The 15,126-nt window shown below is 45.1% G+C and carries 15 protein-coding genes and 2 pseudogenes; 12 read left to right on the top strand and 5 right to left on the bottom strand.

Going from position 1 to position 15,126, the window contains the following annotated elements; translation table 11 throughout:
• Nucleotides 1-65 precede the first annotated feature (65 nt).
• The 6 genes and pseudogenes from FC652_RS20600 to FC652_RS18030 form a co-directional block, all read left to right on the top strand.
• Nucleotides 66-728, top strand: a pseudogene (locus tag FC652_RS20600) (hypothetical protein); the annotation flags it as partial.
• A gap of 757 nt (nucleotides 729-1,485) precedes the next feature.
• Nucleotides 1,486-1,914 (top strand): hypothetical protein, encoded by a 429-nt coding sequence (locus FC652_RS18050; RefSeq protein WP_176299663.1) that lies wholly within the window; start codon nucleotides 1,486-1,488, stop codon nucleotides 1,912-1,914.
• Between the two features lie 154 nt (nucleotides 1,915-2,068).
• The gene (locus tag FC652_RS18045; protein WP_176299662.1) at nucleotides 2,069-2,578 is read left to right on the top strand and encodes a hypothetical protein; all 510 of its coding nucleotides are present in this window, start codon (nucleotides 2,069-2,071) and stop codon (nucleotides 2,576-2,578) included.
• Nucleotides 2,579-2,818: 240 nt separating this feature from the next.
• Nucleotides 2,819-3,646, top strand: a complete 828-nt coding sequence (locus FC652_RS18040) for an ankyrin repeat domain-containing protein (RefSeq protein WP_176299661.1) — start codon at nucleotides 2,819-2,821, stop codon at nucleotides 3,644-3,646.
• A 78-nt stretch (nucleotides 3,647-3,724) separates the two neighbouring features.
• Nucleotides 3,725-4,644: pseudogene (locus FC652_RS18035) on the top strand (IS5 family transposase).
• A gap of 132 nt (nucleotides 4,645-4,776) precedes the next feature.
• Nucleotides 4,777-5,604: an ankyrin repeat domain-containing protein gene (locus tag FC652_RS18030; protein WP_176299660.1), complete on the top strand. Its 828-nt coding sequence runs from the start codon at nucleotides 4,777-4,779 to the stop codon at nucleotides 5,602-5,604.
• Nucleotides 5,605-5,625: 21 nt separating this feature from the next.
• Here the strand turns inward: FC652_RS18030 and FC652_RS18025 are convergent, their stop codons facing one another.
• Nucleotides 5,626-6,183 (bottom strand): MarR family winged helix-turn-helix transcriptional regulator, encoded by a 558-nt coding sequence (locus FC652_RS18025; RefSeq protein WP_176299659.1) that lies wholly within the window; start codon nucleotides 6,181-6,183, stop codon nucleotides 5,626-5,628.
• 119 nt (nucleotides 6,184-6,302) lie between these two features.
• Here FC652_RS18025 and FC652_RS18020 point away from each other — a divergent pair, with 119 nt between their 5' ends.
• Together FC652_RS18020 and FC652_RS18015 are read left to right on the top strand one after the other, a co-directional pair.
• Entirely contained in the window at nucleotides 6,303-6,818 is a 516-nt protein-coding gene (locus FC652_RS18020) for a hypothetical protein (RefSeq protein WP_255199187.1), read from the top strand.
• Nucleotides 6,819-7,115: 297 nt separating this feature from the next.
• The gene (locus FC652_RS18015) at nucleotides 7,116-7,376 is read left to right on the top strand and encodes a DUF2024 family protein (RefSeq protein WP_176299658.1); all 261 of its coding nucleotides are present in this window, start codon (nucleotides 7,116-7,118) and stop codon (nucleotides 7,374-7,376) included.
• Between the two features lie 122 nt (nucleotides 7,377-7,498).
• On the opposite strand, the gene FC652_RS18010 is transcribed toward FC652_RS18015, so the two are convergent.
• A complete protein-coding gene (locus FC652_RS18010; protein WP_103199545.1) occupies nucleotides 7,499-8,641 on the bottom strand; it encodes a lipase family protein in 1,143 nt (380 codons plus the stop codon).
• On the bottom strand, nucleotides 8,642-9,166 hold the full coding sequence (locus tag FC652_RS18005) for a DUF6795 domain-containing protein (protein WP_038964684.1): 525 nt from the start codon (nucleotides 9,164-9,166) through the stop codon (nucleotides 8,642-8,644).
• A 311-nt stretch (nucleotides 9,167-9,477) separates the two neighbouring features.
• Here FC652_RS18005 and FC652_RS18000 point away from each other — a divergent pair, with 311 nt between their 5' ends.
• The gene (locus tag FC652_RS18000) at nucleotides 9,478-10,596 is read left to right on the top strand and encodes a Fic family protein (RefSeq protein WP_176299657.1); all 1,119 of its coding nucleotides are present in this window, start codon (nucleotides 9,478-9,480) and stop codon (nucleotides 10,594-10,596) included.
• A 45-nt stretch (nucleotides 10,597-10,641) separates the two neighbouring features.
• Here FC652_RS18000 and FC652_RS17995 read toward each other — a convergent pair whose 3' ends face one another.
• Entirely contained in the window at nucleotides 10,642-11,559 is a 918-nt protein-coding gene (locus FC652_RS17995) for a LysR family transcriptional regulator (RefSeq protein WP_130247203.1), read from the bottom strand.
• Nucleotides 11,560-11,685: 126 nt separating this feature from the next.
• On the opposite strand from FC652_RS17995, the gene FC652_RS17990 reads away from it, so the two are divergent.
• The 3 genes from FC652_RS17990 to FC652_RS17980 all read left to right on the top strand — a co-directional run bounded on the left by FC652_RS17990 (nucleotide 11,686) and on the right by FC652_RS17980 (nucleotide 13,174).
• Complete coding sequence (locus FC652_RS17990; RefSeq protein WP_080539129.1) at nucleotides 11,686-12,123, top strand: carboxymuconolactone decarboxylase family protein; 438 nt, start codon at nucleotides 11,686-11,688, stop codon at nucleotides 12,121-12,123.
• Between the two features lie 209 nt (nucleotides 12,124-12,332).
• Nucleotides 12,333-12,593 (top strand): DUF5062 family protein, encoded by a 261-nt coding sequence (locus FC652_RS17985; RefSeq protein ID WP_011081156.1) that lies wholly within the window; start codon nucleotides 12,333-12,335, stop codon nucleotides 12,591-12,593.
• 122 nt (nucleotides 12,594-12,715) lie between these two features.
• Nucleotides 12,716-13,174 carry an exoribonuclease R gene (locus tag FC652_RS17980; protein WP_176299656.1) on the top strand — a complete coding sequence of 153 codons (459 nt, stop codon included), beginning with the start codon at nucleotides 12,716-12,718 and terminating at the stop codon, nucleotides 13,172-13,174.
• A 62-nt stretch (nucleotides 13,175-13,236) separates the two neighbouring features.
• Here the strand turns inward: FC652_RS17980 and FC652_RS17975 are convergent, their stop codons facing one another.
• Nucleotides 13,237-14,997 carry an ABC transporter ATP-binding protein/permease gene (locus FC652_RS17975; RefSeq protein WP_176299655.1) on the bottom strand — a complete coding sequence of 587 codons (1,761 nt, stop codon included), beginning with the start codon at nucleotides 14,995-14,997 and terminating at the stop codon, nucleotides 13,237-13,239.
• Nucleotides 14,998-15,126: the final 129 nt, after the last annotated feature.

Below are 15,126 nucleotides of genomic sequence, written 5' to 3'. Positions count from 1 at the left end.
AAAATAGAACTAGTCCGTCAGTCAAAAAATTGGCGAAAGTACTACAGTCATCTCAGAGGTTATTTATGGATTTCACAGCCTTCCTTGCCGGCGCGTCGCTTACTGCTGGACGTATCGTTGTTCTGGGTTTAGATGGTCAAATTAAAATTTTGGCGCCTGGACAAAAAATTGCGCCTGGAGAATTAGTTATTGAAACGTTGGAAGATACTGATGTCACTCAGATTCGCATCGCAACTGAAAGTGGTGAAAACAACATAACTGATGATATTCAACAAATCTTTGCTGCGTTAGAGCAAGGGCAAGATCCTACCCAACTTGGTGATGAGTTTGCAGCGGCAGCTGGTGAAGCTGGTGGTTCAAGCTTGGTCGCTGGTGTTTCGGTATCTCGCACTGGTGCAGAGTTGTTGGCAAGCACAGATTTTTCCACGCAAGGCTTGCAGGCACTGGGGTTAAGTAAAACGCAAAGTCTAACGTTGCTCGAGCTATATAAGAATCGCTTTAGCAGTACTGACGGTAGTACGGATAGTATAGAAACTCCAGATGCTAGTATCCCAGCGGTATCGAGCATCAGCAGCCCAATCGTGTCTGAAGGGGAGAGCGCTACGTTTGAGGTCAACTTGAGCAACGCCAGCACCACGGCGACCACGGTGACGTTGACCTTAGCGGGCGACAGCGCCACCGCAGGCACGGACTTCACTGACAGCGAAGTGACCGTGACCTACAAAGACGGCAGTACCCAAACGGTGGCGGTCAATGGCGATGGCACCTTCGTGGTCACTGTCCCAGCGGGTGACACCCACTTTAGCGTCTCCGTCCAAACCACCGACGATGGCGTGTACGAAGGCGACGAAACCTTCACGCTCAGCGGTTACACCGAGTCACAAACCAGCGCGAATGAAGTGACTGGCACAGCGACGATGTTGGCGGGCGACAGCGCGACGGCGGGCACGGACTTCACCAACACGAGTGTGACGATTACTTATGAAAACGGTACGACAGAGACAGTAGCGGTCAATGCCGATGGAACCTTCGAGGTGGATGTTCCAGCAGACGACACGACGTTCCGCGTCTCGGTGTCGACAACCGACGATGGCGTGTACGAAGGCGATGAAACCTTCACGCTCAGCGGTTACACCGAGTCACAAACCAGCGCTAATAACAAGGAACATAACATCGATAAGGTCGTGTTTTTGGTTGATGTCCGAGCGAGTATCTTCTACAACAGATAAGTGTTCAATAAGGTTCAAAATGACTGTGCTGCTGAGGGTTTGGCACAATTAGATCATATTTGTTAACAAAGTGCGATCCCGCCCTGGGTAAAAGTACGCAAACAATCGAAACAATGACAACGCCAGAACAGTTTTTCCAAAGAGCCGGAATTAGAGCTGGGGGAGACTTGAAAGCCGGTCAGCCGTATACTCCTTCGGGGTCAATAACAATAGATCCCGATGGAAAAATTATTATCTTACCTCCAGGAGGTTAAAAATGATTTCGCTTAAAGAAAATAAAAATAACATAGATTCTAATGCGATGACTTTTTGCCAGTTAAGCTTTGGAAAAGGGCAAGGCTTACAGACTTTATCCTACGAAATAAAAATAGTTAAAAGCGAATTATTAGAAAAATTGACCCCTTTGTACGATGACGGTGTTGAAGATCTTAAAGAAGATGACCAAATCACTGGTGAATTCGATCCTCCGTATCCTAGAGCAACAAATTATCCATCATTACTGGAGTTCATCGATATCGAGGGCTCATATCTCTATGACTATCTTTATGCTTACCATAAGTTCGATATTCTTGGTATTGTTTTTGATGAAGATAATGACGTAGCTAGTTATGTCGTCGACTCTTTAGAATCAATTGAGCAAATAGATGAGGAGATCATCATTAAAGGAACTGCTATAAAAAGGTAGATTACGTGGGTAACGGCTTGACGAAAGACCTTAACCCTAATAGTGCGAATAATTTCGGCGCAGTAGAAACGCTGAATTTCGAGCGTAAGACTATTAACTTAAAAGAATTACACGACGCTGGTGCTATTGTCATCATTAAGGATCTTAAACCGTTATGAGCTATTCCATACAAAAATACCCGGTACAAGCTGCTTTACCAACGATCACTCAGCATGATCAGTTGCCAACGGGCGCAATTGAAATAGGTCGTCTATTGGATACTACTGAGGCGGAAGACTTATATGTGCTTGTGAAACGGGATAATTATTTATCAATTTTGAAAGCGTATAGGAATTTAAAAACGGATCAATATTATTGCAAACAATTCGACTTCCCTCTCAGGGTTCTTAGCTGGTTCCCTAAAGCGCTAGAGGAGTTCCGCAAGCCGCCGGCGGCCGGCGGCTTACACGCGGGAGCGATGACCAGTGCCGATGAGAATGTCGACGGAGAAATGCTTTGTGTACAAGCGGCGACACAAGGTTATCATCTTGTTAATCGTTCACGTCAAAGTTCATTGGATGTTGGCAACTCTTATATGCCCACACGAATTTCGTTTAGTTACCATTTTCTTTATGATCTCGGTTTTTTGGACTTGTTGAAAAAACTGGGTGAGCAATATAAGTGAGATGAGCAGTAAAATTAGTTTGAGTTCGTTGCTTGAAGTAATTAACGAGCTAATGGGTGTTGGAAATACCTTCGTGCTAAGTCTGTCAAGCTAGGTTAAAAGGTTCAACTTTATTTTTCTATCCATTCAAATAATAGCTTAATGCTTATCTTTGCCTATGGTAGTTCAACAATAACACACGGGACAGCGCACATTACGACGAAGAGTGTTTGTAGCTACCTACATTTTCAAAGGCATATCATGGTTAATTGGAAACGATTATTTTCAACAATAAGCAAAGTATCTGCCGTATTAATGATTGTGCTTCTTAGCCTGTTAAGCGGCTGCAAGTTTGAAGGAAAAGATATGAAAGCGGATTTATTTTTTGATGCGAAGATGGTCATTTTATTACGTGCGATTCAACGGCATGATGCCGCAGCAGCTAAATCAATGTTAGCGCAAGGCGTTGAGCTGAACGTACGCGGAAAAGAAGGCATTACGCCATTACTGTGGCTTATCATGCAAAAAGACCTCAGTGCCGTTGAACTAGCATTGCAACTGGGGGCGGACCCTAATTTCCCCGCCATGATTGAGATCAACCGCACAGGGCCCAAGCCTGCGCAGCCGTTGGCAATTATTGCAGGTGATGGTGACAATAAGTTGTTTCGTTTGTTATTGGAGTATGGGGCTAGTCCCGATTCTCGCGATAATTCTACCGGGCATCCCGCGTTATTTCGTTGTATCGGGCATGACAATTGGCAACAGTTTAGTTGGTTACTGGAAAACGGTGTCGATATCAATGCTACGGATAATTCGAATAGGAATGCAGCGTTGTATGCCACAGGATTATTAAAATACGATTTTGTCGTTAAATTACTTGAACTTGGTATCGATTATACGAAACCAAATAATGCAGGGGTGACACTTGCTCACGCTATAGAGACTGTTTTCGCAAATAATCGCAAGAATCCTAGTTTTAGGTTGAGTGAAGATATGCATAAGGCGAAGGTCATGCTAGAAGAGAGAGGCGTTGTGTTTCCGCCACCCACTCCCCAAGAAGTACGAGAGGCGTTAAAGCAAGGGCAATAGGCTTTGTTGCGTAATTCGATGGAACTAAATCAGAAAGTTACGATCTGAACGGCTAAATCAGCTAATCCTCGTAGCCTTATGCCTAAACCTCGTTACAAAACAACCAACTGGAAACAGTACAATAAAGCCTTAATCAATCGTGGCTCACTTACCTTCTGGATTGATGAAGAAGCGATAAGAGAGTGGAAACAAAGCAAACAAAAAAGCGGGGAAGACCTCGTTTCTTTAGCAACCTGGCGATCACAACTGCGTTAATGATGAAGCGTATCTTCTCAATGCCGTTACGAACTCTGCAAGGATTCATTAACTCAGTATTTATGCTTGCTCGTGTTCCATTGCAGTGTCCACATTACACCTGTATCAGTCGCCGAGCTAAACAGGTTGAAGTATCATTCAAACCTCAAACGTCTGGTGTGATAAGACATTTGGCCATCGATGCTACTGGTCTCAAGGTTTACGGCGAAGGGGAATGGAAAGTCAAAAAGCATGACACAGACGGTAAACGCAGAGTTTGGCGAAAGCTCTATCTTGCCGTTGATACGAATACCCACGAAATTATCGCTGCGGAACTGAGTTTATCGAACGTGACTGATACTGAAGTGCTGCCAAATCTACTTAAGCAAACACGCAGAAAGATCGCTGAGATATCTGGTGACGGAGCTTATGACACCAAGGACTGCTACGAAGCTATCCGTATAAAACGAGCAGTCGCACTCATTCCTCCACGAGACGGAGCCGCATTCTGGGAGCGCGGTCACCCCCGAAATCTTAGTGTGGCCTGTCAGAAGTTGTATGGTTCAAATAAACACTGGAAACAGAAGTATGGTTACCACAAGCGTTCTCTCTCAGAAACGGCAATGTATAGAGTGAAGCAGTTACTAGGTTGAAAATTAAGCCTGAGAGACTACAACGCTCAGGTTGGTGAGACTTACGCCATGATCAAAGCGTTAAACAAGCTCACTGGGTTAGCTATGCCTAAAACTTGTCGTATTGGCTAACAATTAGCCGAAATGGGTCTAATCTACTTCGAAAATGAATTACGCAACAAAGCCGCGCTCTACGACACATACGGATGTGCGCACATTACGACGAAGTGTGTTTGTAGCTACCTACATTTTCAAAGGCATATCATGGTTAATTGGAAACAACTATTTTCAGCATCAAGCAAAGTATTGTCAGTGTTAATGATTGCGCTTCTTAGCTTGTTAAGCGGCTGCAAGTTTGAAGGAAACGATATGAAAGCGGATCTGTTTTTTGATGCGAAGATGGTCAGCCTGTTACGCGCTATACAGCGGAAGGATTCCGCAGCGGCAAAGGCAATGTTAGCACAAGGGGTTGAGCTGAACGTGCGTGGTGAAGAGGGCATTACACCATTACTGTGGCTGATTATGCAAAAAGACCTCAGTGCCGTTGAATTGGCATTGCAACTGGGGGCGAATCCTAATTTCCCTGCCATGATTGAGATTAACCGCACTGGGCCTAAACCCGCGCAGCCTTTGGCAATTATTGCGGGTGATGGAGACAATCAACTATTTAGTTTATTACTAAAATACGGCGCTAGCCCGGACTCCCGAGACGAATCTACTGGCAGACCCGCTATCTTTGGCACCATTGGACATGATAATTGGCAGCAATTCAGCCTACTTTTAGAGTACGGTGTCGATATCAATGCGAAAGATAGAAGCAACAGTAATAGCGCCCTGTATGCTGCCGATTTAGGTAAGTATGACTTTGTTTACAAACTTATTAACGAAGGTGCATTAGCAACAGAACCATCGACAACAGGCGCTTCAGTGGCATGGCGTGTACATTTAGCACTCGAAAAGAACGCTAAAAATCCAGCTTTTAGGGTGAATGAAGATACCCACAAAACGAAAGCCTTGCTCGAAGAGAGAGGCGTTGTGTTTCCGCCACCCACTCCCCAAGAAGTACGAGAGGCGTTAAAGCAAGGGCAGTAAAGAACAACCTCACCTCCACAATCATTGATACTGATGCTCCCAGCAGATCAACTCGCCGAACTTCTTATCGAGCTCCAGTTCGGTTAGGCGACAATAAAAGGTACTGCCCGGGCGATCTTCGTGGTGTCGGCAAGTACGGCAAATACCAAAGCTTTGTGTTTCATTTTTGGCCTGCATCTGAGCCAGCATTTTCTTCAAATAACCGACGCTGTCCGGAGAGGCAGCTTCCAATTCACTAAGTGGCTCCAAGTAACGCGCTGGCGGTGTCAGCTTTTCGATTAAGCGCTTTCCGACAAGCGTTAAGCCAAGATGAGACACCCGTTTGTCTACTGCATCCTTGGTTTTGGTCAGCATCCCTTTGTTCTCGAGCAAGGTAATGGATTGTGAGAGTGTGCCTTTGGTGATGCCAAGGAACTCTTTAAGTGCTGCTGGCGTATCGCTGAATTGATTGCATCTTGATAAGTAGCTCAAGATATCAAGATGGACAGGGTGCAATCCGTGTTCCGCCCCCAGTTGCCTGACTTCGGTTCTCAATAGATTGCTGATTCGATCAAGCAACTCATACACATCTTTACTCATGCGCGCTCCACATAAAGATAAAAGTTTTTAGTCGAAACTATATTGACAAAAAGAAATCCGTCTGTAAATTAATATTTAGTTTCGCATCGAAACTAAATATTAATACAATGGAGCTCAACATGAACAAACACAGACAGGTACTCACTCTAGCCACAGTGGCTTCCATTTTTGCACTGCAAGCATCTACGGTGTATGCGCATACCAAGGAGCACATACAAGCAAAACAAGACAAAAACATTCCCGCGAGTTTTGATTTGACTCATAGCAAAGTTGTTGACCAAAACGACCACTACATTTTTCAAGCACAAGTTCGTGGTCAACTTGGTGAATTAAAACCTGAGGCGAATGGCGCACTCGCTGGGGCAGAGGTCTACAGCTATGTGTGGCCAACCTCATTAGACTCTTCCGCTATTGGGTTTGACAAAGAAAAAGGCATCGTTGCGCTAGCTGTCACATCGCATCCAGATTTCGATGACACTCCGCTATACGATGAAAATAGCGATGGAAACAAAACAAACGATGGCGATCTTTGGCATGCGCACTGGGTAGTGCTCACGAAAGATGAAGCGTGTCCGGCGGGGTTAAAAGTACGTGACATTCCAGAAGGTGAAGCGCCAACCGTTCCGGTGACTTGACCAAACCTACCAATCTATATCGACAGTCCAGACTTCTCGCCTAAATTCACTAAAGAAGAGTTGCTCGTTAAAGTGCCCAAATCGGCGCTCGATACTCATGAGGGGTTCAACTTTGATGCCGTGACATCGGTACTAAAAGTGAACGCTAGCGTCCATTCGCCGCTACTTTGTGTCACCAATGTGTTTGATATTGCCTCTGGAGATCTCTCGTTACCGGGCCGAATTGGCCATAAATAGTGCGTCACGTATTGAACAAACGTATTTAAGAAATCAGATAGTAATAGTGGAGAAAGGGAAATGAGTTTACATGTTTTCGATACACATACCGTGACGCGTCAAGGTAAAAAACTGCACTTTGATGTGCTACTCAATGAACGAGATGGAGAGAAAGCGATAGCGGCGGCAAAAGCCTTCTTGGCAGAGCAGCAGATCGAAGTTGAAAGCCTGAGCTCGCAAGATTGCCGATTCTGTCATACCAGTGAACGGTTTTCTGAGTTAGACGTGCAAGTTGCAGAAAAGGGTTATGCGATCATCACCTTAGAGGGCTTTGAGCAATAAGTGGTCAGCCCAAGCATCATCCACCCTTCATTCGATAAGTGCAGGGTGGATGATATGAATGGATAACTAGGACGGTTTCATATTTAAGAGTTAAAAATGCCTATAATTTTTAATTCACTTTGCTACTTAAGAGCTTGTATTGCTGCGCGGTATAATCTTCCTACAGTTACATCGAAAACCCACTTTATGAATTTATAGGATAGGTCGGTAATTTCATGAACAGCTTTCCCTGCAAATACGAGCATATGTCCAAGTAACCCTTTGGTTTGTTTTTCCAATTTTTGCGATGACTTCGCTATTTTTTCTATTGATTTAGCTAGTAGATCATAGAAAGTTAAACCGGATACTATTAGTCCTTGTGCCGTAACTAGCGCACCATATCTTGCGTCTTTTAGAAGTGTGGCTATACCAGAAGCGATTTTGTCTGCCCAACGTTGTGTAAAAGTAACTTGATGTCTATTGTGGAAATTGAATCGTTCTGGTTTATTTAAATTGTGAATGGCAGCTCTATTTAAATGAGACCAACTATCAGAAGTTAATGTGTTTGCATAGCCTGTCTGTGAATACAGTTTGTGGCTTTCACCTTTTACTCCACTGGATGAGTCCAGTCGATATTCTGGCTTGTTTAAAGGAGCATGGATAAAAGGCCAAAGAGGGAGCATTGGTACCGGATCAGCTCCATTTGTACAACGATAGATTTTTACGTTTGCGTGAGAAGATTTTGCCGCATACGTATTCAAGCCTACTCTAGGTGCCCCAAATGTGTACAAATAGACTTGAATTTTGTAATTGGCTTTAATCCAGTCTGCACAAATTGATGCAACAGCACCCCCTAAGCTATGGCCGACACAATGAATAATCTTCGTCTTACCAACAGAGTTGCTTAGATAATTCGCTAGTTGAGTTTTTATGCTATTAAACACGTTTACAAATCCGGCATGTGCTAGCGAGCCATTAGGGCTTCCCTTTAATGCTGCATGCAAATCCGTAAGAATGTCAGCAGCAAAACCGAAATTAGTACCTCGAAAAGCTAGCACGAGGCTTCCATTATGCTTGCCATTACTTTTTCCTTCCGCAGTCAAAACGAAGTTAGAATTTCTCTTTTTTAAATGAACGCCTGTTTGACCTTGTAAAGGAGAATTCTTTCCATCGAAGTTGAAGTACTGTGTAAGTCTACTACTCGGTGTGAACATATGACTGGTAAACTCTATGTTATATGCCTCGCTTGCAAAATCTAACGCACATTTAGGTGATAATGGCTTCATTTAATATTCCCCCTTAAATTCAAGCAATTCTAGATCGCAAATAGTGTAGAGCTCTTGAGTTATAGAGTTATTCTCTCCGTGTTTTACATTGAAAGTTTTTAATGGTGCATTGACATCGCACACGAGATTTGAGAACGAATGAGTGACTTTTTCTATCGGAGATGTAGTACTTATTGGTGAGTAAAATATCTTAATGATTTGATCATTTAAGCTTGCCGATAGGTATCTAACTACACGAGTTTCTGTCAGTGGGTTGACTGGTTTTCTACTTTCATATTCGCTAGCAGCAAAGAAAAAATAGCCTTCATCGTCTGTTACCGTTGAATCCAGAAGTAGCTCTCCATAAGCTACGCCTCTTTCTAAAGTAACGCCTTGCAGTGGTGTTGCTCCGTCTAAAAGCCGACCTTTAATTTCGGGGCACAAGTGAATAAGTTTTTTTTCAAACATATTGTCAGAATCCGCTTTAGATAAACTAGATAGGAACACGCAAGCCAGTATGATTAATTTATACAATAACTTATGCATTCATATTTCTCTTTCTGAGATTAAATGCTGAATACGATAAAGGTCATTTTCTCAACAAAAAAGAGAAATTAAGACGTGGTTGATTAACCGTGGAGCGAGTTCAAAATATGGTGTAATTGATAAGTTTGTTATGTTTTTTGTTTGTTTTAGGGCAGTAAGAAATGACGAAATCATCCACCCTTCATTCGATAAGCGCAGGGTGGTTGATGTGAATGCAACACTTAATCTCATCACCATATGATTTGAAAAAAAGCACTAATCGAATCATAATGTGATTCGAATGTGTTGGATTTTCGAATCAAGGAGCCGTTATGTGGATCTGGCAACAGGCGTCATGGTCTGAATTTGAGTGGGACAGAAGTGTGATTGAGCCGCTTGTGAGAACCACTCGCCTTAATCAAGGTATCTTGTTAGGGAAAATGCTTTGTCAGCCACTTGATCAAACCCAAAATATGCTGGATACCTTGCTCGCCAACATTGTGCACTCTAGCGCGATAGAAGGGGAAAAACTCAACGCCTTTTCTGTGCGCTCTTCACTTGCCAACAAATTGGGCATCAGTGAAGAGAATCCGTTCCCAACAACGAAACAGACCGATGGTCTGGCAGAGATCATGCTCGATGCGGTCGATAACCTCGAGGTTCCACTCACTTTAGAGCGCGTCTTGCATTGGCATGCCTTGTTATTCCCCCAAGGCTACACGCTGTTCAATCCTGTTATTGGTGGGCAGTTAAGAAGCGAAACGCCCATGCAAGTGGTATCTGGACGGATAGACAAACCCGTTGTCCATTTTGAAGCACCAGGTAGAGCGTGCTTAGACGCAGAACTGAGCACGTTTATACAGTGGTTTAATGATTCAAAGACGGATACCTCACTCGATCCTCTATTAAGAGCGGCCATCACTCACCTTTGGTTTGTCACACTACACCCATTGGATGATGGCAATGGTCGCATTACTCGAGTGCTGACCGATCTCGCACTGGCACAAGCAGAGCACCAATCCGTGCGCTTTTACGCCATGTCGGTAGCGATTCTTGCTAATCGAAAAAGCTATTACGAGATCTTAGAGCAAACGCAAAAGGGGGATTTGGACATCACCGCGTGGCTACGTTGGTTTTTAGACACGCTGAATGAAACCTTTGATGTTGCATTAAAAGAGATTGAACAAACGGTAATTAAAACCAATTACTGGCGACACATCGACCAAACGCGGTTGTTGACTGAACAAACCAAAGTGCTTAATCGAATGCTCGATGGTGATTTCCCTGAGGGGATCAACACATCGCAATACCACAAGGTTGCGAAAGTGAGTAAACCCACCGCCACAAGGCATTTGGCCACGCTTGTTGAGCTTGGCTGCCTGATTAAATCTGACGCTGGTGGCCGGAGCACACGTTATCACTTGCCAAAGATTGGCGACCAAACGGCGTGATTCACGAAGAGATCGACCATAGCCGAAAAATCGTTCACACAGGGGTTAGCTTGAACTGAATGTTTCTTGCATCGGTTTAAGCTTCTCAAGCAAAAAGTCCAAAAACACACGCAGGTGAGGTTTGGGGTATTGTGTGTTTTTGTAGATAGCGAAGATCTCACCACTGCCTAACTCACCGTGTGTTGCCGTCCAGGATGGCAGCAATTCCACTAACTGCCCACTTTCCAGATAGGGTTTGAGCATCCACTTCGACAACAGAAGTACGCCAGTACCTTGCAGCGCTGCACATAAAAGAGGAGAGCCGCCTTTTGAAATCAAATTGCCAGCGACCATGACTTTTCTAGTGGTCGATTTTTGGCGGAAGTACCAATAATTCCGCTGCCGTTCGTGACTTATCAATAGACAATTGTGCTGCTGTAAATCTTCTGGTTGTGTTATGGGGGAGTGCGTATTTATATATGCAGGCGAAGCAACCAACGCGGTGTAATTGGTTAGCAAGTGCCGAGCTTTCAGTCGGCTGTCTTGTGGGGTGCCAATACGGATCGCCATATCGACATTGTCGCTGTTTAAATCCACAAGCTTATTATCCAGCTCAAGTTCAATTTGTATCTTGGGGTAGCGCTCGAGGAACTCTGGAATTAATGGAGTGAGGCATAAATTGCCGAAGCTTTCGAATACCGAGATTCTCAGTATGCCTTCAGGCACACCATGATTTCCTCTCATTTCCGCCAATAAGTTATCGCTGTCGCGCAGGATCTTGCTCGATTGCTGATAAAAATATTGCCCTTCCTCGGTCAAAATCAACTGACGCGTGCTGCGTTTAAACAGTGTCGTTTTGATTCTGTTTTCGAGGCTATCAATATTTCTTGCCACCGACGAGGGGGCCATATTTAGCGCTCTTCCTGCCTGAGAAAAACTGCCAGACTCGACCACCTGATCAAACACTTTGAGTAACTCTAGCACGTGTTTACCTTTGCGTTTTATGCATAACTGATTGAGATTTTATACTCATTCCACCGCAATATCGAATTCTGCACAATAACCCCATCGCACTAAGGCGGTATTTATCACTGAAATAAGGATGGGAAAATGGCCAAACGTATCAATCTTGCTCAAGTACAACCTCAAGCGTTAACGGCAATGTTAGGAATAGAAAACTACCTTGCGGATACCACATTATCTACTGAGCTTAAAGAGCTCATCAAAATTCGAGCGTCAATGATCAACGGGTGTGCTTACTGTATTCAGATGCACACCACCGAGGCTCTGAAAAACGGGATCGCTCAGCAAAAGCTGTTTGCATTGTCTGCATGGAAAGAGTCGCCACTGTTTGATGAGGCAGAGCGAGCAGTGCTTCACCTAACAGATGACATGACAAAAATTGCCGATGCTGGCGTATCAGATAGCGTCTATCAGACCTGCCTTGAGTTACTTGGAGAAGAGCGCTTAGCTCAAGCAATGATGCAGATCATCATGATCAACGCGTGGAATCGATTTGCGCTTGCCACCGCGATGATGCATGAATAACCCGTAAGTGCTTCATGGCCCAATGTATCAGCAACATTGGGCCGCTTTACCCTGTTACCTGCTGCTCTTATCTTGTACAAACCTACGAGCGATAAATCGAAAAACAACCTTTATTCTGTCGTGCTGCGCTCAATTTTAACGCCGAATAAAACCGTGTGTTTTCAGCGCTGATATACTCCTTGCAGGATGAAAAAGAATAGGTGAAAAGCATGTCCAAAACCGCGAAGCTGAATAACGAAGAAAAGTTAGTGAAAAAGGCCTTAGAGATAGGCGGTAAGATGGCCAAAATGCAGGGCTTCGATTTACCTCAATCACCTCAACCCGTGCGTGTAAAAGCCGTCTACCTATTCTTGGTGGATGCCAAGCAAATCGCTCCGTTACCAGACAGCAAGCTCGATGGCGCAAACATCAAGCACCGCCTAGCACTCTGGATTCACGCCGCGTTGCCGGATAACGATCCGCTGAAGTAACTCGTTACTAAAATCGCTGAGTATTGGCCATTTTTGGGGTCAATAGTAATAAACAGTGGTAATTGAAATTTGAGCACTTAGAATGCGCACACTAAAAGTGATAACTGATGTAGAGTGATTTTATGCTTCGTGATTACACCTTCGATTGTCTTGTCTCCATGCCTCGTCATGAACTGGAAGAGTTCAGCGTGCGCATGATCAGTAAAATGGTACCTGAAGACGTGATGAGCGAACTGTTTACTTTTGATCAAGAAGAAGTAGATAGTGAAGACCGCATGTTGTCGGCGCGCCTTGATGCCATGTTGCGTATGACGGCAATCGCACTGAGTGAAATTCAGCAAGCGTTTGATGATTCAGAAAACGCCAAACAAAACAGTGAGCGTATGACTCGCCTTGTGCTTTGGCATTTCTACGCCATCTCATTTCGTTTGGAAGAAGCGATCACGCTTGAAGCGCACTGCGAACAAGTGGAAAAACTGCTCGAAAACACACCCAACGATGTATTTGCTTGGGTGAAAACACTGACCGATCTGCTGCACACCTATGCGGACATCAACGCCAAAGAGAACCCAGAAGCGTAATAATGATTCGGTGTTAATTGGGTATAAAACAAAAGGCGAGCCATTGGGTTCGCCTTTTGTCTTTAATCCAGATGCTTAAACTGCAATGCGACCAAGCGCTGGTATAGCTCACAGCTTTGCATCAAGGCGTGATGATTACCGATATCGACCAACTCGCCATTGTCCAGCACGGCGATTTTATCGGCGTGTTGAATGGTGGAAAGGCGATGCGCGATGATCAACGTTGTGCGGCCTTTCATTAACGCTTCGAGTGCTTGCTGAACGTGGTGTTCACTTTCGCTGTCCAGTGCGCTGGTGGCTTCATCCAACAAGAGAATTTTGGGGTCTTTTAAAATCGCGCGAGCAATGGCAATGCGCTGTTTTTGCCCGCCAGAGAGCCTGACTCCGCGCTCACCCAAAAAGCTGCGATAACCTTCTGGCAGCTTTTCAATAAATTCGTGTGCGTGCGCTTTTTTCGCCGCCTCAATCACTTGCTCGTCAGTCGCGTCTGGGTTGCCGTAGCGAATGTTATGGAACACATCGTGGCTAAATAACGCTGGTTGCTGCGGCACGAGCGCCATTTGTTGGCGCAGCTCGTTAGGATCAAATTGGCGAATATCGATGCCACCCAACAGCACGTGCCCTTGTTGCGGGTCGTAAAAGCGTTGCAGTAGTTCAAACAACGTGGTTTTTCCCGCACCCGATGGACCGACTAAGGCCAACACTTTGCCTTGTTCCGCGGTGAGATTTAAGCCTTTGATCGCAGGCTGATTGGGGCGAGATGGGTAGTTGAAATTCACCGAATCAAAGCTTACTTCGGCAGGGATGTCTGCGGGGATAGATTGATGATGGCTAGGCGCTCGAATGTCGCTTTCCACTTGCAGAATTTCAATCAGCCTTTCGGTTGCGCCCGCCGCTCTTTGCAGCTCGCCCAGCACTTCAGAAATGGTGGCGGTGGAAGAGGCGACCATAATGGCATAAAAGACAAAAGCGCCGAGATCGCCTGCCGACATCTTTCCGTGGATCACATCACTACCACCAACCCAAAGCATGCCTGCAATGGCGCTAAAGACAATCACGATCACGCCAGAGATCAAAATCGCCCGCTGTTTTACGCGCTGTCTGCCGATTTCGTACGCCTTTTCAACTTCAACCGCGAAGGCGGCTTTTTCATGTTGTTCGGAACTAAAGCTTTGCACGGTTTTAATGTGTTCTATCGCTTCTCCGGCGTAGCTGCCCACATCGGCCATTGAATCTTGGCTTTGGCGAGAGAGGGCACGCACACGTCGGCCATAAAACAAAATAGGAACCAACACAAATGGCACGGAAGCCAGCACAATCAGCGTGAGTTTAAAGTTGGTGGCAAACAACATGATGATCGCCCCGACGCACATCAGCGCGCTACGCATCGCCATGGAAAACGACGAGCCAATGATGCTTTGCAGCAAAGTGGTGTCTGTGGTGAGCCGCGACATAATATCGCCGCTGCTGTTAGTCTCGAAGTAGCTCGGGTGCAAGGTTATCACATGGTTAAACACTGCAAGGCGAATGTCGGCGCTGACACGCTCCCCAACCGATGAGACCAAATAAAAGCGAAAGAAGGTGCCAATCGCAATGCACAGAGTCACGCCAACAATAAATTGAATCGCATTGGTGAGCTCATGCAACGATTGCTGGGCAAACCCTTGGTCGATAAGCATACGCACCCCATACCCAACAGAAAGGGTCAGGCTCGCCGTGGCCACAAGTGCCACCAAAGCGGCAGCAACCCGCCATCTATAAGGTGAAACAAAGGTACTGAGTTTAAGAAGAATGCCGAGATTTTTGTTGTTTTTGCTGCTCATGAATGACTCACAAAGCTATTGGGTACTTGGCATAGTAAGCGAGTTTGTGGAGTGAGGCTAGGGCTTAGATAGGATGAGGAGTGGCTTCATGTCTTAGATTGGAGCGATAGGAGAACACCAACAAGAGTT

This window comes from Vibrio sp. 05-20-BW147 (assembly GCF_013369385.1).
In the GTDB taxonomy this organism is placed as follows: domain Bacteria; phylum Pseudomonadota; class Gammaproteobacteria; order Enterobacterales; family Vibrionaceae; genus Vibrio; species Vibrio floridensis.
The sequence above is the reverse complement of the archived record's forward strand: the minus strand, read 5'-3'. Positions and strand labels throughout refer to the sequence as shown.

Bases quoted from the DNA above. Each gene is read 5' to 3' on its own strand.
- FC652_RS18050 (WP_176299663.1), top strand. From the start codon at position 1,486: ATGATTTCGCTTAAAGAAAATAAAAATAACATAGATTCTAATGCGATG.
- FC652_RS18005 (WP_038964684.1), bottom strand. From the start codon at position 9,166: ATGCATAAGTTATTGTATAAATTAATCATACTGGCTTGCGTGTTCCTA.
- FC652_RS18030 (WP_176299660.1), top strand. From the start codon at position 4,777: ATGGTTAATTGGAAACAACTATTTTCAGCATCAAGCAAAGTATTGTCA.
- FC652_RS18000 (WP_176299657.1), top strand. From the start codon at position 9,478: ATGTGGATCTGGCAACAGGCGTCATGGTCTGAATTTGAGTGGGACAGA.
- FC652_RS18010 (WP_103199545.1), bottom strand. From the start codon at position 8,641: ATGAAGCCATTATCACCTAAATGTGCGTTAGATTTTGCAAGCGAGGCA.
- FC652_RS17985 (WP_011081156.1), top strand. From the start codon at position 12,333: ATGTCCAAAACCGCGAAGCTGAATAACGAAGAAAAGTTAGTGAAAAAG.
- FC652_RS17990 (WP_080539129.1), top strand. From the start codon at position 11,686: ATGGCCAAACGTATCAATCTTGCTCAAGTACAACCTCAAGCGTTAACG.
- FC652_RS17980 (WP_176299656.1), top strand. From the start codon at position 12,716: ATGCTTCGTGATTACACCTTCGATTGTCTTGTCTCCATGCCTCGTCAT.
- FC652_RS18020 (WP_255199187.1), top strand. From the start codon at position 6,303: ATGAACAAACACAGACAGGTACTCACTCTAGCCACAGTGGCTTCCATT.
- FC652_RS18025 (WP_176299659.1), bottom strand. From the start codon at position 6,183: ATGAGTAAAGATGTGTATGAGTTGCTTGATCGAATCAGCAATCTATTG.
- FC652_RS18045 (WP_176299662.1), top strand. From the start codon at position 2,069: ATGAGCTATTCCATACAAAAATACCCGGTACAAGCTGCTTTACCAACG.
- FC652_RS18015 (WP_176299658.1), top strand. From the start codon at position 7,116: ATGAGTTTACATGTTTTCGATACACATACCGTGACGCGTCAAGGTAAA.
- FC652_RS18040 (WP_176299661.1), top strand. From the start codon at position 2,819: ATGGTTAATTGGAAACGATTATTTTCAACAATAAGCAAAGTATCTGCC.
- FC652_RS17975 (WP_176299655.1), bottom strand. From the start codon at position 14,997: ATGAGCAGCAAAAACAACAAAAATCTCGGCATTCTTCTTAAACTCAGT.